This is a genomic window from Caulobacter endophyticus (assembly GCF_029543245.1).
Taxonomy (GTDB): domain Bacteria; phylum Pseudomonadota; class Alphaproteobacteria; order Caulobacterales; family Caulobacteraceae; genus Caulobacter; species Caulobacter endophyticus_A.
Window position 1 is genome coordinate 118,554 of record NZ_JARQWV010000005.1, and the last position, 18,714, is coordinate 137,267.

Annotated in this window: 22 protein-coding genes and 1 pseudogene; 11 read left to right on the forward strand and 12 right to left on the reverse strand. The window is 69.3% G+C overall.

The features are described 5' to 3' along the window. Positions 1–6 precede the first annotated feature (6 nt). The 3 genes from P7A99_RS06455 to P7A99_RS06465 form a co-directional block, all read right to left on the reverse strand. Entirely contained in the window at positions 7–708 is a 702-nt protein-coding gene (locus P7A99_RS06455) for a TPM domain-containing protein (protein ID WP_277793096.1), read from the reverse strand. Then, complete coding sequence (locus tag P7A99_RS06460; protein ID WP_347276684.1) at positions 708–1,394, reverse strand: TPM domain-containing protein; 687 nt, start codon at positions 1,392–1,394, stop codon at positions 708–710. The genes P7A99_RS06455 and P7A99_RS06460 overlap by 1 nt, the downstream gene beginning before the upstream one ends. A gap of 247 nt (positions 1,395–1,641) precedes the next feature. After that, complete coding sequence (locus P7A99_RS06465; RefSeq protein ID WP_277793097.1) at positions 1,642–2,289, reverse strand: LemA family protein; 648 nt, start codon at positions 2,287–2,289, stop codon at positions 1,642–1,644. 144 nt (positions 2,290–2,433) lie between these two features. Between P7A99_RS06465 and P7A99_RS06470 the strand changes: the two genes are divergently transcribed. The 10 genes from P7A99_RS06470 (at position 2,434) to P7A99_RS06515 (ending at position 10,272) form a co-directional block, all read left to right on the forward strand. Continuing rightward, positions 2,434–2,859, forward strand: a complete 426-nt coding sequence (locus P7A99_RS06470; protein WP_277793098.1) for a hypothetical protein — start codon at positions 2,434–2,436, stop codon at positions 2,857–2,859. Between the two features lie 228 nt (positions 2,860–3,087). After that, positions 3,088–3,408 carry a CC_3452 family protein gene (locus P7A99_RS06475; protein ID WP_101717012.1) on the forward strand — a complete coding sequence of 107 codons (321 nt, stop codon included), beginning with the start codon at positions 3,088–3,090 and terminating at the stop codon, positions 3,406–3,408. Between the two features lie 151 nt (positions 3,409–3,559). After that, positions 3,560–3,799 (forward strand): hypothetical protein, encoded by a 240-nt coding sequence (locus tag P7A99_RS06480; RefSeq protein WP_277793099.1) that lies wholly within the window; start codon positions 3,560–3,562, stop codon positions 3,797–3,799. A 218-nt stretch (positions 3,800–4,017) separates the two neighbouring features. Continuing rightward, on the forward strand, positions 4,018–4,572 hold the full coding sequence (locus P7A99_RS06485; protein ID WP_277793100.1) for a F0F1 ATP synthase subunit delta: 555 nt from the start codon (positions 4,018–4,020) through the stop codon (positions 4,570–4,572). Between the two features lie 61 nt (positions 4,573–4,633). Continuing rightward, on the forward strand, positions 4,634–6,166 hold the full coding sequence (gene atpA, locus P7A99_RS06490; protein WP_277793101.1) for a F0F1 ATP synthase subunit alpha: 1,533 nt from the start codon (positions 4,634–4,636) through the stop codon (positions 6,164–6,166). A 35-nt stretch (positions 6,167–6,201) separates the two neighbouring features. Further along, positions 6,202–7,080, forward strand: coding sequence for a F0F1 ATP synthase subunit gamma (locus P7A99_RS06495; protein WP_277793102.1), 879 nt, complete (start codon positions 6,202–6,204; stop codon positions 7,078–7,080). A 52-nt stretch (positions 7,081–7,132) separates the two neighbouring features. Continuing rightward, positions 7,133–8,755, forward strand: a complete 1,623-nt coding sequence (atpD, locus tag P7A99_RS06500; RefSeq protein WP_277793103.1) for a F0F1 ATP synthase subunit beta — start codon at positions 7,133–7,135, stop codon at positions 8,753–8,755. Beyond that, positions 8,755–9,006 carry a hypothetical protein gene (locus P7A99_RS06505; protein ID WP_277793104.1) on the forward strand — a complete coding sequence of 84 codons (252 nt, stop codon included), beginning with the start codon at positions 8,755–8,757 and terminating at the stop codon, positions 9,004–9,006. Before atpD ends, P7A99_RS06505 begins: the two co-directional genes overlap by 1 nt. Further along, complete coding sequence (locus tag P7A99_RS06510; protein ID WP_101712786.1) at positions 9,006–9,269, forward strand: ATP synthase F1 subunit epsilon; 264 nt, start codon at positions 9,006–9,008, stop codon at positions 9,267–9,269. The genes P7A99_RS06505 and P7A99_RS06510 overlap by 1 nt, the downstream gene beginning before the upstream one ends. A 316-nt stretch (positions 9,270–9,585) precedes the next feature. Continuing rightward, positions 9,586–10,272, forward strand: coding sequence for a hypothetical protein (locus tag P7A99_RS06515; RefSeq protein ID WP_277793105.1), 687 nt, complete (start codon positions 9,586–9,588; stop codon positions 10,270–10,272). Between the two features lie 214 nt (positions 10,273–10,486). Here P7A99_RS06515 and P7A99_RS06520 read toward each other — a convergent pair whose 3' ends face one another. Genes P7A99_RS06520 through P7A99_RS06535 form a run of 4 tightly spaced genes read right to left on the reverse strand, consistent with a single transcriptional unit; the run spans position 10,487 to position 14,396 of the window. Beyond that, complete coding sequence (locus tag P7A99_RS06520; protein WP_277793106.1) at positions 10,487–11,236, reverse strand: alpha/beta fold hydrolase; 750 nt, start codon at positions 11,234–11,236, stop codon at positions 10,487–10,489. Positions 11,237–11,293: 57 nt separating this feature from the next. Next, positions 11,294–12,679, reverse strand: coding sequence for an alpha/beta hydrolase (locus tag P7A99_RS06525; protein ID WP_277793107.1), 1,386 nt, complete (start codon positions 12,677–12,679; stop codon positions 11,294–11,296). Between the two features lie 50 nt (positions 12,680–12,729). Beyond that, complete coding sequence (locus P7A99_RS06530; RefSeq protein WP_277793108.1) at positions 12,730–13,221, reverse strand: RNA pyrophosphohydrolase; 492 nt, start codon at positions 13,219–13,221, stop codon at positions 12,730–12,732. Further along, entirely contained in the window at positions 13,218–14,396 is a 1,179-nt protein-coding gene (locus P7A99_RS06535; protein WP_277793109.1) for a divergent polysaccharide deacetylase family protein, read from the reverse strand. The genes P7A99_RS06530 and P7A99_RS06535 overlap by 4 nt, the downstream gene beginning before the upstream one ends. Positions 14,397–14,595: 199 nt before the next feature. Here P7A99_RS06535 and P7A99_RS06540 point away from each other — a divergent pair, with 199 nt between their 5' ends. Beyond that, a complete protein-coding gene (locus tag P7A99_RS06540; RefSeq protein WP_277793110.1) occupies positions 14,596–14,739 on the forward strand; it encodes a hypothetical protein in 144 nt (47 codons plus the stop codon). Between the two features lie 105 nt (positions 14,740–14,844). Here P7A99_RS06540 and P7A99_RS06545 read toward each other — a convergent pair whose 3' ends face one another. The 5 genes and pseudogenes from P7A99_RS06545 to rsfS form a co-directional block, all read right to left on the reverse strand. Further along, positions 14,845–16,239 carry a S41 family peptidase gene (locus P7A99_RS06545; RefSeq protein WP_277793111.1) on the reverse strand — a complete coding sequence of 465 codons (1,395 nt, stop codon included), beginning with the start codon at positions 16,237–16,239 and terminating at the stop codon, positions 14,845–14,847. A gap of 141 nt (positions 16,240–16,380) precedes the next feature. Continuing rightward, positions 16,381–17,427: a murein hydrolase activator EnvC family protein gene (locus P7A99_RS06550; RefSeq protein WP_277793213.1), complete on the reverse strand. Its 1,047-nt coding sequence runs from the start codon at positions 17,425–17,427 to the stop codon at positions 16,381–16,383. Positions 17,428–17,481: 54 nt separating this feature from the next. Next, a pseudogene (locus P7A99_RS06555) lies at positions 17,482–17,652 on the reverse strand (hypothetical protein); the annotation flags it as partial. After that, positions 17,639–18,103 (reverse strand): 23S rRNA (pseudouridine(1915)-N(3))-methyltransferase RlmH, encoded by a 465-nt coding sequence (rlmH, locus tag P7A99_RS06560; protein ID WP_277793112.1) that lies wholly within the window; start codon positions 18,101–18,103, stop codon positions 17,639–17,641. The gene rlmH and the pseudogene P7A99_RS06555, both read right to left, overlap by 14 nt. 115 nt (positions 18,104–18,218) lie before the next feature. Further along, a complete protein-coding gene (gene rsfS, locus P7A99_RS06565) occupies positions 18,219–18,659 on the reverse strand; it encodes a ribosome silencing factor (protein ID WP_277793214.1) in 441 nt (146 codons plus the stop codon). Between the last annotated feature and the right edge of the window lie 55 nt (positions 18,660–18,714).

Sequence of the window (18,714 nt, forward strand, 5' to 3'; positions counted from 1 at the left end):
TGAGGCTCAGCGCAGGATGGTCGGGGTGTCGGACAGTTCGTTGCGATCCTCGCCGCCGGCGCGCGGCGCGTGCTCGGCCAGGATGGCGCCGGCGCGGCCGACCGCGGCGATGAAGCCGTCGGCGGTCCGGCCGGCCTTGAGGCCCGCGACGAGGTCGGCGACGACGCCGGACCAGGCGTCCTTGGGCGCCAGGCCGTGAATGCCCTCGTCGGCCAGCACCTCGACGCGGTGCTCGGCCAGGGCGGCGAAGATCAGCACGCCGGTGCGGCCTTGCGTGGCCCTCAGGTCGCTGGACAGGAAGTAGTCCAGGGCCGCGCGCCGCACGCGTTCGGCGTCGCTCTCGCCGGTGGGCAGCCGCGCCCGCAGCGGCGGGATCGACAGCACGGCGGTGGCCAGGGCGAACACGGCCGCCTGCAGGGTCAGATAGACCAGCAGGGCCGACAGGATCGCGCCGTCCTGGGCGGCGGCGTGACCGACGCTCCAGCCGCCGAACAGGCGGGTCAGCCACTCGGGGCGCAGGCCGGCCAGCAGGCCGAAGGCCGGCAGCAGCAGGGCCGCGCCCGCCGCCCAGGCCAGGATGGGCGCGGGACGGTCGGGTTCGATGCGCGGGGCCAGCACGCAGCGGATCTCGCCGATCGTGCCGGCCTCGGCGGCGCGCACGGCCTGCGCGATGCGCAGCTGGTCGGGGCGGGAAAGAATGTCGCTCATCACCAGCTCCCCGAGGATCCGCCGCCGCCGAACGAGCCGCCGCCGCCGGAGAACCCGCCGCCGCCTCCGCCGCCGCGACCGCCGCCGCCGCTGGTCAGGGCGTTGATCAGGATCCAGGGCAGGGCCTCGCCGACCGCCGCGCCAAGGCCGCTGCGCCGCCGGCGGCGGCCGAACATGCCGCGCAGGATCATGACGACGACGATGAAGACGATGAAGATCGCCACGACCGGCACGCCGCCGCCGTCGTCCTGGCGTTCGGCGTCCGCCGCCTGGGCGACCTGGGCCCTGGCCTCGCCGTCGGGCAACGACAGCTGCTTTACGATGGCGTCGGTCCCGGCGACGATGCCGCCCTCCATGTCGCCGGCCTTGAAGCGCGGCAGGATGGCGCTCTGGATGATGACGCTGGACAGGGCGTCGGTCAGAACCGGCTCCAGGCCGTAGCCGACCTCGATGCGGACCTTGCGCTCATTGGGCGCCACGATCAGCAGGGCGCCGGTGTTCCTGTCCTTCTCGCCGATCCCCCAGGCCCGGCCCAGCTGGTAGCCGTAGTCCTCGATCTCGTAGCCTTGCAGGCTGGACAGGGTGGCGACCACCAGCTGGCGGCCGGTCTGTTTCTCCAGCGTCGCCAGCTCGTCGGTCAGCCGCTGCTCGGCGGCGGGCGACAGTATGCCGGCCTGGTCGACCACCCGGCCGCTCAGCGGCGGGAAGGTCGGGGCGGCGAAGGCGGCGGTGCAGACAAGAAGAGCGATGAACCCGAAGGCGAGGGCGGCCAGCCAGTTCCTCCCTCGCGAAGCGGGGGAGGTGGCGCGCTGCGGATACGCAGCGTGACGGAGGGGGCGAGTGACGGGGCGCGGCGCCCAGTCTCGCCCCCTCCACCACTTCGTGGTCCCCCTCCCCCGCAGGCGGGGGAGGAGTTGGGCCGTCGCCGTCACCCTAGTGCGCCGGGGCCGGCTGGGACGGGGCGGCGGGCGCGGCGGGGGCGTCGAAGCTGACGGTCGGGGCGGTCTGGGCCGCGGCCGAGGCCTCGAACAGCTGGGCCGGCTTCTGGCCGCCATAGACGGTCTTGGCCCAGAGGATGGTCGGGAAGGTGCGCAAGGACGTGTTGTAGACCCGCGCGGTCTCGTTGTAGTCGCGCCGCGCGATGGTGATGCGGTTCTCGGTGCCTTCCAGCTGGCTCTGCAGGGCCAGGAAGTTCTGGTTCGACTTCAGGTCGGGGTACTGCTCCTGGATCACCATCAGCCGGCCGAGCACCCCGGTCAGCTGGTCCTGGGCGGCGGCGTACTTCTGGAAGGCGGCCGGATCGGTGATGGTCGAGGCGTCGACCTTGACCTGGGTGGCGCTGGCGCGGGCCTGGGTCACCGAGGTCAGGACGTCCTTCTCCTGGGCCGCGTAGCCCTTCACGGTGGCCACCAGGTTGGGGATCAGGTCCGACCGGCGCTGGTACTGGTTCTGCACCTCGGCCCAGGCGGCCTTGGTCTTCTCGTCCTGGGTGGGGATGGTGTTGATCCCGCAGCCGGCCAGGGTCACGGCCAGGGCGGCGGCGGCAAGGGCCAGGCGGGCCGGCGAACGCAGCTGCGACATGAAGGCTCCCTCGTGGGGCGGCCCACGGCCGCCGATCGCATTTATATGGCCCCGTCTCCGGCTCGCGTCATCCGCGCATCGGATTAACTCGCGTCCATGCGGGGCTTAACTCCGTCTTGACCAGAGGGGTTCAGGATCCGCCGCATGATCCTGATGGTCGCCTTCGCCCTGACGGGAGCCCTGCTCGGGCTCTTCTGGCGCCCCCGCCTCGTGGGGGTGATCGTCGCCGTGGTCGCGGCCGGCGTCGTGCAGGGCATCGCGGCCTGGTCGCTGCATTTCCTGTCGCAACAGGTCAATCGCGAGCACCTGCTGGGCCAGCTGCACGCCATCTTCGGCGAAAGCGCCATCGACCTGGCCGGGCCGGTGCTGGCCGCCGCCGTCGGCGCGGTGTTCGCCGCCCTGCTGGGCGGCCTGGCCGATGCGCGCAAGCCGCCGGTGCTGGTCACCGCCGACGGGATCCGCCGCCAGGCCGGCAAGGACGGCCGCTACGCCCGCATGGAAGGCATGGTCCAGGACCGCGCCATCCACGCCAAGGCCGAAAGCCGGATCGACTCCATCCTGGGGCTGTAGAGGGCGTAGGCCCCCGCCCGAAAATCTCAGTTTCGATAAAATATGCGCACGCGAACAAAAACCGGCTTGCGCGATTTCTGAACGCTGATATCTAAGCAGTGCTTAGTTCGGTTTCGCGGCGCCGGTGGGGATAACTGGCGTCCACATCCCACGGGACCGGGCGGCCAGTACAGCTTACGCCGCGATCATCGATCTTTCCATCATCCCCGAAGCTGGAGGGCTTTGTCCATGAAGCTCCGCGCCCTGGCGGCTGTCGCCGCCCTGTCCGTTTCCGCGTTCGTCGCGGCCCCCGCCCTGGCCGATGGCCGCCTGGCGGTCACTTTGGAAAAGCCCGTCTCCGCCAAGACCAAGATCGTCGCCGGCGGCGCGGTCTTCGTCTGCGAGGATGCGGCCTGCGTCGCCACCTCCGCCCCGTCGCGGGCCCTCAGCGTCGCCTCGTGCAAGGCGCTGGCGAAAGAGGCCGGCCGGGTCTCGGCCTTCGGCGGCGACGCCAAGGCCCTGGCCGCCGAAGAGCTGGAGCGCTGCAACGCCTCGGCCAAGGCCGCCTGATCTCTCATTCCTAGTAAGGCGTACCCAGAGGCTTTCTCTTCTCTGGCTGTTTCCTCGACCATTCGCCTGACAGGGCGGCGGAGCGCTTCCGCCGCCCTTTTTCTTGGTTCCGCCTTTACGTCTTCGTCCGCGCAAGGATTAGATCGACGCCATGACCCAGCCGCTGACCCTCCAGCTCGAAGACGCCTTGCGCCAGGCCGCGGGCGCCGACACGGCGCCGGTGTCGCTGACCATCGATTACGCCGGGGCCGACGCTGAGGCGGATCTTTCCGCCCGCGGCTGGATCGAACGGGCCACGCGCAGCCTGGTGTTCGCCCAGGCCGAGGCGCGCACCGCCGACGGGATCCTGGCCGGCGCGGCCTCGGGCGTGTTCCGCCGCGTCAACGTCTGACGGATAAACACATTTTTTCGCGAACTTGGCCGAACACGATCACCTCGGCTTGGTTGCGACTGCGAACACCCCGTGTTATCAGGCGCCGGGCTTCGGGAAGGGCAGCGTGAATGCGCGGGCCGCCCGTGCGCTTTTCTCAAGCGCGATCAAGTCTTTAAGCCGGGAAGAGGGGGCAGCTTCTTTTCCGCGGCGATTGCAACGCACACCGGGCGGAACAAGTGGCGGAAGAAACCAAGGCGACGGATGCGGGTCAGCGTTACGCGCAGTCCCTGTTCGAACTGACGATCGAAGGCGGCAACCTGGCGAAGGTCGAGAGCGACCTGAAGACCCTCAAGGGTCTGGTCGCCGAAAGCGCCGACCTGCGCCGTCTGATCGACTCGCCCGCGTTCTCGGCCGAGGACAAGGCCAAGGGCCTGACCGCCGTCGCCGTGAAGGCCGGTTTCGACATCCTGACCGCCAAGTTCCTGGGCCTGATCGCCACCAACGGCCGTGCGGCCGAGCTGGTCGGCGCGATCAACGCCTTCGTGGCCCTGTCGGCCAAGCACCGCGGCGTGGTCGCCGCCGAGGTCACCTCGGCCGCTCCGCTGAGCGCCGCCCAGCTGAAGGCCGTCACGGCCGCCGTGTCGAGCGCGCTCGGCCAGACCCCCGAAATCTCGACCCGCGTCGACCCGTCCATCCTGGGCGGCGTCAAGGTGCGCGTCGGTTCCCGACTGTTCGACGCTTCGGTTCGCTCGAAGCTCGATTCCCTGAAATTCGCCCTCAAGCGCGCCTAAGCGTATAACCGCGCAAAAACGTACGTACGCAGAGAGCCTCAAGAAAGAGCCCGACCCAGCCATGGATATCCGCGCCGCCGAAATCTCGGCCATCCTCAAGTCGCAGATCGCCAACTTCGGCGAGGAAGCCGCCGTTTCGGACGTCGGTCAGGTCCTGTCGGTCGGCGACGGTATCGCCCGCATCTACGGCCTGGACAACGTCCAAGCCGGTGAAATGGTCGAATTCCCGAAGGCCGGCGTGAAGGGCATGGCCCTGAACCTCGAGCGCGACAATGTCGGCGCCGTGATCTTCGGCGCCGACGCCGAGATCAAGGAAGGCGACGAAGTCCGCCGCCTCGGCGAGATCGTCGACGTGCCGGTCGGCAAGGGCCTGCTGGGCCGCGTCGTCAACCCGCTGGGCGAGCCGATCGACGGCAAGGGCCCGATCCAGTACACCGAGCGTCGCCGCGTCGACGTGAAGGCCCCGGGCATCATCCCGCGCAAGTCGGTGCACGAGCCCGTGCAGACCGGCCTGAAGTCGATCGACACCCTGATCCCGGTCGGCCGCGGCCAGCGCGAGCTGATCATCGGTGACCGTCAGACCGGCAAGACCGCCGTCGCCATCGACACCATCCTGAACCAGAAGGCCGCCAACGCCGGCAAGGACGAGAGCGCCAAGCTCTACTGCGTCTACGTCGCCATCGGCCAGAAGCGCTCGACCGTCGCCCAGATCGTCAAGACCCTGGAAGAGCAAGGCGCCCTGGAATACACGACCGTCGTCGTGGCCTCGGCCTCGGAGCCGGCCCCGCTGCAATACCTGGCCCCGTTCGCCGGCTGCGCCATGGGCGAGTGGTTCCGCGACAACGGCCTGCACGGCCTGATCATCTATGACGACCTGTCCAAGCAGGCCGTCGCCTACCGTCAGATGTCGCTGCTGCTGCGCCGCCCGCCGGGCCGCGAAGCCTATCCGGGCGACGTGTTCTACCTGCACTCGCGCCTGCTGGAACGCGCCGCGAAGCTGAACGAAGACAACGGTTCGGGCTCGCTGACGGCTCTGCCGATCATCGAAACCCAGGCCAACGACGTGTCGGCCTACATCCCGACCAACGTGATCTCGATCACCGACGGCCAGATCTTCCTGGAAACCGACCTGTTCTACCAAGGCATCCGTCCGGCCGTGAACGTCGGCATCTCGGTGTCGCGCGTCGGTTCGTCGGCCCAGATCAAGGCCATGAAGCAGGTCGCCGGTCCGATTAAGGGCGAGCTGGCCCAGTATCGTGAAATGGCCGCCTTCGCGAAGTTCGGTTCGGACCTCGACGCCTCGACCCAGAAGATGCTGGCTCGCGGCGAGCGCCTGACCGAGCTGCTGAAGCAGCCGCAATACGCGCCGCTGTCGGTCGAAGAGCAGGTCTGCGTGATCTACGCCGGCACCCGCGGCTATCTCGACAAGATCCCGACCTCGTCGGTGCGTCGCTTCGAGACCGAGTTCCTGGCCCGCCTGCACAGCGCCCATCAGGACCTGCTGACCGGCATCGCCACCAAGAAGGCCCTCGACAAGGACCTGGAAGCGTCGCTGAAGAGCGCGCTCGACAGCTTCTCGTCGACCTTCGCCTAAGCCCCCTCGGAACCGCTCGGAGAGAGTAGCGCCGAATGGCCAGCTTGAAGGAAATGCGCAATCGGATCTCGAGCGTCAAAGCGACGCAAAAGATCACGAAAGCGATGCAGATGGTGGCGGCTGCCAAGCTGCGCCGGAGCCAGGACGCGGCGGAAGCCGCCCGTCCGTACGCTCGGCGTCTGGCCAGCGTCATCGCCAACCTCGCGACCGGCGTGTCGGGCGACGGCGCTCCGGCGCTGCTGGCCGGCACCGGCCGCGACGACCGTCACCTGGTGGTGGTGGCCGCGGCCGACCGTGGTCTCGCCGGCGGCTTCACCTCGTCGATCGTGCGCGCGGCCCGCGCCCACATCGACGGGCTGATCGCCCAGGGCAAGGACGTGAAGATCGTCTGCGTCGGCAAGAAGGTGACCGCCCAGCTGAAGCGCCCCTACGGCGACAAGGTGGTGGATAACTTCGACCTGTCGGCCTACCGCCAGATCACCCTGTCGGTCGCCCAGCCGATCGCCGACGTCGTCACCAAGCTTTACGAAGCCGGCGACATCGACGTGGTCACCCTGTTCTACAGCCGCTTCAAGTCGGTGGTGCAGCAGGTTCCGACCGCGCTGCAGCTGATCCCGGCGGTTGTCGAGGGCGGCGCCGAAGTCGCGTCGGGTCCGGCCGCGGTCTACGAGTACGAGCCCTCGGAAGAGGCCATCCTCGAGACCCTGCTGCCGCGCAACCTGACGGTCCAGATCCTGTCGGCCCTGCTCGACAACATGGCCGGCTTCTACGCCAGCCAGATGACGGCGATGGACAACGCCACGCGGAACGCGGGCGACATGATCAAGCGCTACACCCTCGAGTACAACCGTTCCCGCCAGGCCCAGATCACCAAGGAGCTGATCGAGATCATCTCCGGCGCCGAAGCCGTCTGATCTAGCCTAACGCCAAAAACGCACGCAGAGACGCACGAAAGACCCGCACGCCATGGCCAAGACCCCTGCTAAGGCTCCCGAAGCCGCCGCCGAAAAGCCGGCCGCCGCCAAGAAGCCCGCCGCCACGAAGGCCGCCGCCGCTCCGGCCGCTGCTGCTGCTCCCAAGGCTCCGGCCGCCAAGAAGCCGGCCGCCCCGAAGGCCGCCGCCGCTCCCAAGGCCGCCGCTCCGGTCGCCGGTGAAGCCACCGGCAAGCTGGTGCAGATCATCGGCGCCGTCGTCGACATCGAGTTCACCGGCGCCCTGCCGGCGATCCTGAACGCCGTCGAGACCACCAACATCGCCACCGGCCAGCGCCTGGTGTTCGAAGTCGCCCAGCACCTGGGCCAGAACACCGTCCGCGCCATCGCCATGGACGCCACCGAAGGTCTGGTCCGCGGCCAAGCCGTGCGCGACACCGGCGAAGCCATCCGCGTTCCGGTCGGTCCGGGCACCCTGGGCCGCATCATGAACGTCATCGGCGAGCCGATCGACGAACAGGGCCCGATCCAGTCGGACCTGTCGCGCCCGATCCACCGCGACGCCCCGACCTTCGCCGAGCAGACCAACACCGCTGAAGTGCTGGTCACCGGCATCAAGGTCATCGACCTGATGTGCCCCTACACCAAGGGCGGCAAGATCGGCCTGTTCGGCGGCGCCGGCGTCGGCAAGACCGTGACGATGCAGGAACTGATCAACAACATCGCCAAGGCTTACGGCGGTTACTCGGTTCTGGCCGGCGTGGGCGAACGCACCCGCGAAGGCAACGACCTCTATCACGAGATGATCGAGTCGAACGTCAACGTCGACCCGAAGGCCAACAACGGCTCGACCGAAGGCTCGCGCTGCGCCCTCGTCTACGGCCAGATGAACGAACCCCCGGGCGCCCGCGCCCGCGTCGCCCTGACCGGCCTGTCGATCGCGGAATACTTCCGCGACGAAGAAGGCAAGGACGTGCTGCTGTTCGTCGACAACATCTTCCGCTTCACCCAAGCCGGCGCCGAAGTGTCGGCTCTGCTGGGCCGCATCCCCTCGGCCGTGGGCTACCAGCCCACCCTGGCCACCGAGATGGGCAACCTGCAGGAGCGCATCACCTCGACCAACAAGGGTTCGATCACCTCGGTCCAGGCCATCTACGTTCCCGCCGACGACCTGACCGACCCGGCCCCGGCCGCTTCGTTCGCCCACCTGGACGCCACCACCGTTCTGTCGCGCGACATCGCCGCCCAGGCCATCTTCCCGGCCGTCGACCCGCTGGACTCGACCTCGCGGATCATGGACCCGCTGGTCATCGGCGAAGAGCACTACACGGTCGCTCGCCGCGTCCAGGAAGTGCTCCAGCAGTACAAGGCCCTGAAGGACATCATCGCCATCCTGGGCATGGACGAACTGTCGGAAGAGGACAAGCTGACGGTCGCCCGCGCCCGTAAGATCAGCCGCTTCCTGTCGCAGCCGTTCCACGTGGCCGAGCAGTTCACCAACACGCCGGGCGCCTTCGTCCAGCTGAAGGACACGATCCGCTCGTTCAAGGGCATCGTGGACGGTGAATACGACCACCTGCCGGAAGGCGCCTTCTACATGGTCGGCCCGATCGAGGAAGCCGTGGCCAAGGCCGAAAAGATGGCGGCGGAAGCCTGATGAGCGAAGAAGACGGCGATCTGGCCCACTTCTGCTGCGACGAGCTGGAGGACGCGGTGTCTTCGGACGCCGAGGCCTCCCTCATCGAGCACGACAGCGGCCTGATCCTGTTGAACCTGGGTCAACGGGAAGTCGATGGTGAGACGGGCGCTGTCCTGACCACCATCCGCTTCTGTCCGTTCTGCGGCACCGAGATCCAGACCGACGAAGACATCGAAGCGGCCCTGGGCGCCGTGGAGACCTACGACTGATGGCCAAGCTGCACTTCTCCCTCGTCGCGCCCGAGCGCGAACTGTTCTCGGCCGATGTCGACCAGGTCGACGCGCCGGGCACGGAAGGCGATTTCGGCGTGCTGCCGAACCACGCCCCGTTCATGACCACGCTGCGCGAGGGTCGGGTGACGGTGCGCGATGGCTCGACCGTCAAGCTGTTCGACATCCAGGGCGGTTTCGCCGACGTGGGTCCGGATGGCTTCACGATCCTGGCCGAGCACGCGGTGGAAGTGGCCTCGTAAGAGCCGCTTCTTCCGGAAGACTTCGAAAGCGCCCTCGCTGGAAACAGCGGGGGCGTTTTTCGTTTCCGAAGATCCTCCCCCTCTGGGGGAGGTGGCCCGAAGGGCCGGAGGGGGGCGTTTTCAGCTGCCGGCGAGGCTGCCGATTTCGTCCTCAGCTTCCCCCTCAGTCGCTTCGCGACAGCTCCCCCTTCAGGGAGAGCGATAAAAAATTACGTTTGTGACCCCATCCCCGCCGTAATCGGCCACCATAAGGGTTGCGAGGGAACGCTCGTCGGTTTTAATGCCGACCTCCAAGTCTCTAGGGGATATCCGACCTATGCGCCTTGCGCTCGCCAGCCTGATCGCCCTCGGCGTCGTTTCGACCGCCGTCGCCCAGGAGCAACCCGCTCCCGCCGCCGCCCCGGCTCCCGCCCCGGCCGCCGCGCCCGTTGATCAGGCCGCGCCTGCCGATCAAGCCACGCCCGTCGTCCCGGCGCCCGCCGCCGGCACCCCGGAAGCCGCCGCCGCCGCGGCCGCTCCGGAAGCGGTGCGTCCGCCGCCGCCGACCGACCCGGTCTCGGTGAAGATCCTCAGCGTCCTCGACACCGTCTGCAAGCCGTCCGTCGTCGGCGGCGACTTCCCCGCCCTGGCCAAGGCCGCGGGCTTCAAGAAGAAGCGCGACCTGTGGACCCTGGATCTGGGCAAGCCCTACCAGATCGTCCTCGACAACCCGGGTTCGAACAAGAACGTCTGCACCCTGAACGTCCAGCACGCCCAGGGCCCGGACCAGGCCCAGCACCTGGCCACCGCCCTGCACGACTGGGCGACCTGGGAGAACAGCCCGCAACTGAAGCTGATCCGCAACGACCAGCTGGTCACCGACGTCAAGCGCCTGACCGTGACCTGGGACAACAACGCCGCCGGCGGCAAGGCCGGCCTCGTCTACGTCCGCATCAAGAAGCTGGACGACAGCTCGATCGGCAAGAACTTCGAACAGGCCCAGATCCTCTACACCACCCAGTGATGGTCAGAGGTTCTCTGAGCTGAAATGCGAAAGGCGCGGAGGGTGACCTCCGCGCCTTTTTCGTTGTCTCGCGACCCTCCCCCTGAAGGGGGAGGTGGCCCGAAGGGCCGGAGGGGGAAGTCTCTGCTGACGTCGAGGCGGTGCTGGCTCACAGGTTACATCCCCCTCCGTCGGCTTCGCCGACACCTCCCCCTTCAGGGGCAGGGTCTGGGCCTTACGCCGCCGCCCGATCCTCCGCCGCGATGAAGTCCAGGCAAAGCGCCGCCACGGCCTCCCAGCCCGGCTCGCCCGGCAGCCAGTGGCTCATCTCGGGGAACTCGTGGAACACCCCGCCCAGGCGCGCGGCGGTCTGGCGGACGGTGGCGGGCGGGTGGACGACGTCCTGGCCGCCGGCGATGGCCAGCACGGGCGCCTTCACCGCGCCGGGGCTGGTGGTCATGAACGGGTCCAGCCACCAGTTCAGCGTCTCCCACAGCGCCCGGCCGCTTTCCGAGGTCATGCGGGCGTAGAGGGCGCGGCGCTTGTCGCGCGGCAGGCGGTCGAGGCTGTAGCGGCGCACCACGCCGTAGTCGGGCGCGATGGCCTGCAGCCAGTAGGGGCCCAGCGCATAGAGGCTGACGGCCGAGACCGCCTCCTCCAGGCTGGCGCCATGCACGCCCCAGGGCGGCGAAGGGGCCAGCAGGATCAGGCGCTCGACCGGGGCCCGGCCGGCGGCCAGCTGAGCGACCAGGCCGCCCATGGAGTGGCCGATCAGGATCGGCGGCCGCTCGCACGACCGGATCAGGCGGGCGATCTCGCGCGCGTAGTCGCTCATCGACAGGCCGACGACCGAACCGCCGGGACCGCGTCCCGGCAGGTCAGGGGTGAGCACCTTGTGGCCGGCGGCCTCGAACGGCTCTCGGAAACTGTCGAACGTCCAGCCGCCGCAGAAGGCGCCGTGGACCATAATCACCGGAGCCTTCACGCCCGCCTCTTAGGTCAACTTTCGCCCGCGTGACTGATACGGGCGTTTCAATGGAGCCTACACGCTCTTCTTGCCGCGTGGCGAAGTTTTGGCGGGCGCCGTTGTCGCAGGCTTGGATTTGGCGGTCGCCTTGGCCTTGGCAGGCTTGCCGCCAGGGGCCTCGGCCGCCTTCATGAGCTCCGGATTGACGTTGTTGCGCATCTTGGCAGCCGCCGGCTTGGGGGGGGCGGCCTTGACCTTTGGCGCAGCTTTCGCGGCTTCGGGTTTGGCCGCTGTGGCGGCCTTCGGCTTGGCCGGAGCCTTGGCGGGCTTGGCCGGAACGGTCACGGGAGCCGCCTTGGCCTTGGAGGGGGCCTTGGAGGGGGCCTTCGGCTTGGGCGCGGTCTTGGCCGGAGCCGCCTTCGCGGCCGCCTTGGGCGTTTTCGCGGCGGGCGCGGCCTTGGCCTTCGGCGGGGCCTTGGGCTTGGCCGGAGCCTCGACGCTGGGTTCGGCGACCACGGCCTTGGCGCGGCTAGGCGTCTTGGCCTTGGCCGGGGCGCGGGGCTTGGACGCCGTCGGGGTGGCGACGGCGCTCGGCTCGGCGGCGGGCGCCTGCGGCTCGGCAGGAGGCGCGACCGGTGCGGGTTCGGCCTTGGCCTTGGAGGGCGGCGCCGACGAGGCCGGGCCCAGGCCCTTTTCCGACAGCCACGACTGCACGGTCGCCAGCAACGCATCGCTGCCCGGCTCGTCGATCAGCCAGTGGGCGTGGTCGGGATACTCGCGATAGTCGGCGCCGGCGTACTTGCGGCCGACCAGGCGCATGTCCTCGACCGGCGTGGTGCGGTCTTTCGCCCCGGCCAGCACCAGAACCGGCACGCTTACCTTGGCGGCGTCGACGTGGACGGTGCGCGACGGATCGCGGTCCGGATAGGCCAGGTCCTGAAGCACCCGGCCGGAGTCGTAGACCGCCTTGGCGTAGAGCGCGTCGTGGCGGGCGGCCGGCACGGCGTTGACGACGCCGAACTTGAAGCCGGTCTTCCACATCTTCACCGCCTTGGGCGCGCCGCCCTGGGTGAGCACGGCGTTGAGGAAGGTGATGATCGGCGACAGCTTGGGCTTGCCGCGTGCGTCGGCCGGCGAGGCCGGCGCGAACAGCACGACGCCCGAGGTCAGCCCGCTCTCGGCCAGCTTCTGGGCGATCAGCCCGCCCATGGAATGGCCGAAGACGATCGGCTTGACCCCGTCGCGGGCCGCCGTGACGGCCGCCGCGGCGCTGAGCTCGGCGACGTAGTCGGCCAGCGACAGGCCCGCCAGGTCCGGCGAGGGCGGCCCGGCCGTGCGCAGGGCGGGCCGGATGGTCGGCGTCTCGACCGCATAGCCCGCCTTGCGGAAGGTCTCGGCCACGGGCTCCCAGCTGTCGCCGGTCATGCCGTAGCCATGGATCATCAGGATGGTTCTGCTCAAGCCCGCGCCTCCCAAACCCCGTTGAGGCATGGCGCGCCGAGCCTTCGGTGTCAGGCGGTGCGCGCGAACCCCGAGAAAGCGGCGACCATCTGTTCGTAGACGCCGCGCTTGAAGGGTACGATCAGTTCGGGCGTTTCGTCGAGAGCGCCCCAGCGCCAGGCGTCGAACTCGATGTCGCCGTGGGCTGCCAGATCGATCTCGCTTTCCTCGCCGGTGAAGCGGAAGGCGAACCAGACCTGCTTCTGGCCCAGATAGCCTCGCGCGCGCTTGGAGCCCATGAAGTCGGCCGGATAGTCGTAGGTCAGCCAGCCTTCGGTGCGGCCCAGAAGCTCTGCCGACTTCACGCCGGTCTCTTCGTAGAGCTCGCGGCGGGCGGCGGTTTCCAGGTCCTCGCCCTCGTCGACACCGCCCTGCGGCAGCTGCCAGTTGTAGGGCGGCTCCTGCTTGTGGCGCATGCCCAGCCAGACGCGGCCGTCGGTGGGGTGGAAGAGGGCGACGCCCACGTTCGGGCGGTAGAGCGAGAGGTCGTTTTCGGCGGTCATCGCTTGGCGATAGCCGAAGCCGGCGCCAGTTGCACGCCCCGCGCATTTAGGCCGCCGGCCCAGTTGCGCACCTGGCTGATGGTCACCGGATAGGCGAAGCCGACGCCCAGCGACTGGCCGCGCGCGCTGGCGCCGGATTCCAGGGCCCGCAACTGGCCTTCGATGGCCTCGGCCGACAGGTCGTCGTCGATGCCGCGCTCGGCCGAGGCGCGGGGGATCGGGCCGCCACGGCGGGCGGCCGCGCCGTCGTCGATGAAGGCCAGGCCCCGGGCTTTCAGGGCCGTGGTGAAGGTGGCCATGGCCGGGTCGGAATCGAGGAACTTCGAGCCCAGATAGTTGGTCAGGCCGAAATAGCCCGTGGCCCGCGACATCAGCCATTCCAGCTTGCGCACCGTCTCGTCGGGGCGGTTGGCGGCGATCAGGGTGTAGGGGCCCGGATCGTTGGCCGGATAGTCGTTGGGCTCCATCGGCGTTTCGAGCAGCACTTCGTGGCCGTGCGAGCGGGCGAGATCGATCCAGCCCTGCAGCCCTTCGGCATAGGGGGCGAACGACAGGGTGATCTCGGGCGGCAGGGTCTCGATGGCGGCGCGGGTAGTCTGGGCGTTGAGGCCCAGGCCCCCGATCACCAGGGCCACGCGCGGGCGGCCGTCGGGCGTGAACGGGCGGGCATAGGCCTCGGCGACCGTGCGGCCGTCGGGCGCGATCACCGGCAGCGGTCCGCCGCCGGGGCCGGGCGCCGACAGGCCGGCCAGCGGGGCCTGGGGCAGGGCGCCGCCCGAGGGAACGGGCGCGGCGGCTAGGTCGGTGAAGGCTTCGGCGGTCTCTTCGGTCGACGCCTGGCGGGCGAAGGGCTGGGTGGACAGGTCCATCTGGCCGGGCAGCAGCGGGGCTTCGTCGGCGCCTTCGGCGCCCAGGGCTTCGCGCCAGCCGTCGGGCGCGCCCTTGGTGGCGCCGATCTCCGACAGCGACAGGCGGATGGTCGGGGCGCCGGCCTTGGGGTCGCCCGTGACCAGCACCAGGACCGCCAGGCTCAGCAGGAACAGGAAGGCCGCGGCGCTGGCGCCGATATAGGGATTAGCCGCGGCCGCCAGCAGGCGCGCGCGCAGGTCGCCGCCATCGGCGGGTTCGGGCGCGGCGGCGGCATAGGCGGGCTTGCGGGAAAACACGGCGGCCATGGGATGGGCTTAGCGGGCAAGCTTCCAAGATATGGTTAACAGGGTTCGCCGAAGGCTGCGGCGAAATGGCGATCCGCTGCTTTTCTCAGCGAAGCGCGGCGCGGAAATGACCGACAGGCGGGGTTGCGCGCAAAAGCGGTGGCGAGGCCTTCCCGCCGGCCGATCCTCGGGCGCAAACTTCTCGTGAGGAGACCTCGCCATGAGCCTGACCGAGTTCGCCCGTTTCGCCGATCCCGCCGACGCGCAGGAACGCGCCGTGTGTCTCGCCGCCGTGCTGCGGGCGGGCGTGGGGCTCGCCATCGGCCTGGCCGTGGTGGTGATCGCGGCGCTGGGGATGGGCTGAAGCTACCCTCTCCCGCTGGGAGAGGTTTGAGGGAAGCGGGAGAGGTCCCAAAGAAAAAGCCGCCCATCTTTCGACGGGCGGCTCGTTCCTCTGAGCTCGAAAGCCCTACTTCTTCTCGACCGGGGGCTTTCCACCGCCGACGGCCGCGGCCTTGGCGGTGACCTCGGCGATCTTGGGCTGCGGCTTGGGCAGCTTCGGCACGGCCTCGACCGAACCGGCCTTCAGCACGGCCAGGGCCCGCGACAGCTGGAAGTCGTCCTTCTTCTCGTCGAAGCCGGCCGGCGGCGCCTCGGCTGGGACGTGGGCGCCCTTGCGGGTCTTGCCCTCGTCGGCGTTGAGCGCGTTCTTGAAGCTGGCCTCGCTGAACCACACGCGGTTGGCGATGTCCTGGGCCTGGTCCTTGGTCTGGGCCACTTCCAGGTCGGGCTCGATGCCGGTCTTCTGGATCGAGCGGCCCGACGGGGTGAAGTAGCGGGCCGTGGTCAGCTTCAGCGCGCCGTCGGCGCCGCCGCGCAGCGGGATCACGGTCTGCACCGAGCCCTTGCCGAAGCTGGTGATGCCCACCAGTTCCGCCCGGTGACGGTCCTGCAAGGCGCCGGCGACGATTTCGGCCGCCGAGGCCGAGCCCTGGTTGATCAGCACCACCATCGGCAGGCCGTTCAGGATATCGCCCGGGGTGGCGTTCAGGCGCTGGATGTCGCGCGGATTGCGGCCGCGCTGGCTGACGACCTCGCCGCCTTCCAGGAACAGGTCGGCGACCCCGCGCGCCTGGTCGAGCAGGCCGCCCGGATTGTTGCGCAGGTCGAAGACCAGGCCCTTCATCTGCGGATTCTTGGCCTGCAGGTCCTTGATGGACGCGGCCAGGGCGTCAGTGGACTTCTCGTTGAAGCCGGGCAGGCGCACATAGCCGTAGTCGCCTTCCATGCGGGCGATGGCGGCCTTGGGCTTGATGACCTCGCGCACCAGCTTCAGTTCGATCGGGTCGGACTTCTCGCGGGCGATGGTGATGGCCACCGTCTCGCCGGCCGGGCCGCGCATCTGCTTGACGGCCTCGTTGACCGTCAGGCCCAGCACCGACTGGCCGTTGACGGCGGTGATGTAGTCGCCGGCCTGGACGCCGGCCCGGGCGGCGGGCGTGCCGTCCATCGGCGAGATGACCTTGACCACGCCTTCCTCGCTGGTGACCTCGATACCGAGGCCGCCGTATTCGCCGCGGGTGGTGTCCTGCATGTCCTCGAAGCTGTCGGGCGACAGATAGCCCGAGTGCGGGTCGAGGCTGGTCAGCATGCCGTCGAGGGCGGCCTCGATCAGCTTCTTGTCGTCGACCTCGGTGACATACTGGTCTTCCACCGTGGCGAGCACGTCGCCGAACAGTTCGAGCAGCTTGTAGGTCTTGGCCTTCTGCGAGGGGATGGTCGCTTGGGCGATGGGGCTGACATAGGCCATGGTCCCCGCGCCGAGGACAAAGGCCGAAACACCGATGAGCAGGTACTTGCGCATAAGGCCAGAATGGCTCCCTGGCGGCGCGGACGCCGCGTTCGATACTCAAGCGGCGCGAACGCCGCCGCCTATACTCCGGCCCCGTCCATCCCCGACGCGGGCCGCGTCATGATGAACGCCCATCATTGCTGAAAAAGTCGTCTACCGCGACTCCTGCTTCAGCCAGCGCCCCGGATCGGCCGGAACGCCGTTCTCACGCACTTCAAGATAGAGCTCCGGCTCCAAAGGTCCACGGTCCGTCATGCGTCCGAGGCTGGCGCCGGCTGCGACTGATTGTCCGGGCGCCACCGAAACGTCGGCCATGCCGGCCATGACCAGGTGGTAGGCGCCCTGGGCGCGGACGATCACCACCATGTCCCAGCCGTTCAGCGGACCGGCGTACTCGACCACGCCGGCCGCGGGGCTGCCGACGCTCTGACCCTTGATGGTGCGGATCGACAGGCCCTCTGCCTTGCCGCCGACGGGCAGGGCGTCGCCCCAGCGGCGGACCACCTCGCCGGGCGCCGGAACCCGCAGCGCCAGCGGGCCGGTGGCGCCGCCGGTCGCCAGGCCGTCGGTCAGGGCGCCCAGGGTCTGGCGTTCCTGGTCGGCGGCGATGGCGTCCTGGGCGTAGGCGCGCTCCAGCTGGGTCTTCTCGACGATCATCCGCTCCAGCTCGCCGCGGCGGTCGGCCATGGCGCTCTCGGCGGTGAACAACTGCTCGGAAGCCGCGGCGGCCTCGCGGCGCAGGGCCCCGACGGCGCGGGCCTGGCGGGCGTAGGCGTCGGCGCGGGCCTGCAGGTCGGGGGTCATGGCCCGGATCAGGATCGCCGCCCGCACCGCGTCGCGCGCGTCGCCGGGATTGACCAGCAGGGCCGGCGGCGGGTTGCGGCGGAAAAGCTGCAGGGCGCTGAGCAGCCGGGCCAGCTGGCCCCGGTCGCGGCCCAGTTCGCCGACCAGCGCCGACTCCCGCCGATGCAGGGTCTCCAGCCGGGCGCGCTTGACGTCGACATCGGCCCCGGCCGAGACCTGCTGCTGGTTCAGCCGGGAAAGCTCGGCCCGCAGGTCCTCGATCTCGCGGCGGGTGTCGGCGGCCTGTTGCAGGTCGCGGGTGCGCTGGTCGCCGACCTGCTGCGCGACGACGGCCCCGGCTCCAACCAGAAGCAGGGCGCAGGCGCTGACGGCGAGGATCGCGGGGCGGCGGAGCATCGAATCCCTATCTGCCTGAGCATGCGGCGGTTTCAAAGGGCGCAACAAGCAAGCCCCTCTCCCAGAGGGAGAGGGAGGGGCCCGCCGCGCAGCGGTGGGAGGGTGAGGGGTTACGAGGTTTGACGACGTGCCGGCTCTCCGTCGGGCGCCGTAACCCCTCACCCCGGCCCTCTCCCTATGGGAGAGGGAGCGCGTCCTCGTTCCCGCCCGTTCAATCCCGGTGATAGGGCGAGCCGCCCAGGATGGTGGCGGCGCGGTAGATCTGTTCGGCCAGCATGGCGCGGGCCAGGGCATGGGGCCAGGTCTGGGGGCCGAAGGCCAGCAGTTCGTTGGCCTGCGCCAGGATCGACGGATCCAGCCCGTCGGCGCCGCCGATCAGGAACACGATCCTGCGCTGGCCGTCGTCGCGCAGCCGCTCCAGCCGTCCGGCGAAGGCGCGCGAGGTGTGGACCTTGCCGTGTTCGTCGCAGGCGATCACGTAGGCGCCCTCCAGGTGCGGGCGCAGCACCTCGGCCTCGGCGGCCTTGCCGGGCTTGCGGGCCTCGACCTCGAGGATCTCGACGGGACCCAGCGCCAGGGCGCGGCCGGACGCGGTGGCGCGGGACGCGTAGTCCAGCGCCAACTGCGCCTCGACCATGCGGCCGAGCTTCCCGACGGTGAGGATGGTGATCTTCATTCTGGGAAAGGTGCGTTGAAACCCTCGTCCTTCGACGGGCTCAGGATGAGGGTTTCAAGAGCATGGCCTTAGACCTCACCCTGAGCTTGTCGAAGGGCGAGGTCGCTTGGCGCCGTCAGTTCGACGACGCGGCCGGCATCCGGTGCGGGGCGTCGACGGCCCAGATCTTCTCGATGTTGTAGAAGCTGCGCACTTCGGGGCGGAACAGGTGAACGACGACGTCGCCGGCGTCGATCAGCACCCAGTCGCAGTGCGGCAGGCCTTCGACCCGGGCCTTGCCCAGGCCATGGTCCTTCAGCGCGCGCAGCACGTGGTCGGCGAGAGCGCCGACGTGACGATGCGAGCGGCCCGAAGCCACGATCAGGCTGTCGGCCACGGAGCTCTTGTCCGTCAGGTCGATGTGGACGATGTCCTGGGCCTTGTCGTCGTCGAGGCGGTCCAGGATCAGGCGCTCCAGCGCCTTGATGTTCAGGTCCGTACTGAGCGTCGGATTTTCAGTCGAGGATTCGGCATTGGCCGTTCCCTCGTGCGCCGTCGGCGCGGGGTCGCTACGCAGCGGAATGCTCCTTATTGGCTTCGCGCAAAGCCCCTCATAGCACGGAAAGACTCGA

What these genes read in the sequence shown, in the direction of transcription:
- P7A99_RS06455 (WP_277793096.1), bottom strand. Translation starts at nt 708, where the DNA reads ATGAGCGACATTCTTTCCCGCCCCGACCAGCTGCGCATCGCGCAGGCC.
- P7A99_RS06465 (WP_277793097.1), bottom strand. Translation starts at nt 2,289, where the DNA reads ATGTCGCAGCTGCGTTCGCCGGCCCGCCTGGCCCTTGCCGCCGCCGCC.
- P7A99_RS06470 (WP_277793098.1), top strand. Translation starts at nt 2,434, where the DNA reads ATGATCCTGATGGTCGCCTTCGCCCTGACGGGAGCCCTGCTCGGGCTC.
- P7A99_RS06475 (WP_101717012.1), top strand. Translation starts at nt 3,088, where the DNA reads ATGAAGCTCCGCGCCCTGGCGGCTGTCGCCGCCCTGTCCGTTTCCGCG.
- P7A99_RS06480 (WP_277793099.1), top strand. Translation starts at nt 3,560, where the DNA reads ATGACCCAGCCGCTGACCCTCCAGCTCGAAGACGCCTTGCGCCAGGCC.
- atpA (WP_277793101.1), top strand. Translation starts at nt 4,634, where the DNA reads ATGGATATCCGCGCCGCCGAAATCTCGGCCATCCTCAAGTCGCAGATC.
- P7A99_RS06495 (WP_277793102.1), top strand. Translation starts at nt 6,202, where the DNA reads ATGGCCAGCTTGAAGGAAATGCGCAATCGGATCTCGAGCGTCAAAGCG.
- atpD (WP_277793103.1), top strand. Translation starts at nt 7,133, where the DNA reads ATGGCCAAGACCCCTGCTAAGGCTCCCGAAGCCGCCGCCGAAAAGCCG.
- P7A99_RS06505 (WP_277793104.1), top strand. Translation starts at nt 8,755, where the DNA reads ATGAGCGAAGAAGACGGCGATCTGGCCCACTTCTGCTGCGACGAGCTG.
- P7A99_RS06510 (WP_101712786.1), top strand. Translation starts at nt 9,006, where the DNA reads ATGGCCAAGCTGCACTTCTCCCTCGTCGCGCCCGAGCGCGAACTGTTC.
- P7A99_RS06515 (WP_277793105.1), top strand. Translation starts at nt 9,586, where the DNA reads ATGCGCCTTGCGCTCGCCAGCCTGATCGCCCTCGGCGTCGTTTCGACC.
- P7A99_RS06530 (WP_277793108.1), bottom strand. Translation starts at nt 13,221, where the DNA reads ATGACCGCCGAAAACGACCTCTCGCTCTACCGCCCGAACGTGGGCGTC.
- P7A99_RS06535 (WP_277793109.1), bottom strand. Translation starts at nt 14,396, where the DNA reads ATGGCCGCCGTGTTTTCCCGCAAGCCCGCCTATGCCGCCGCCGCGCCC.
- P7A99_RS06540 (WP_277793110.1), top strand. Translation starts at nt 14,596, where the DNA reads ATGAGCCTGACCGAGTTCGCCCGTTTCGCCGATCCCGCCGACGCGCAG.
- P7A99_RS06545 (WP_277793111.1), bottom strand. Translation starts at nt 16,239, where the DNA reads ATGCGCAAGTACCTGCTCATCGGTGTTTCGGCCTTTGTCCTCGGCGCG.
- P7A99_RS06550 (WP_277793213.1), bottom strand. Translation starts at nt 17,427, where the DNA reads ATGCTCCGCCGCCCCGCGATCCTCGCCGTCAGCGCCTGCGCCCTGCTT.
- rlmH (WP_277793112.1), bottom strand. Translation starts at nt 18,103, where the DNA reads ATGAAGATCACCATCCTCACCGTCGGGAAGCTCGGCCGCATGGTCGAG.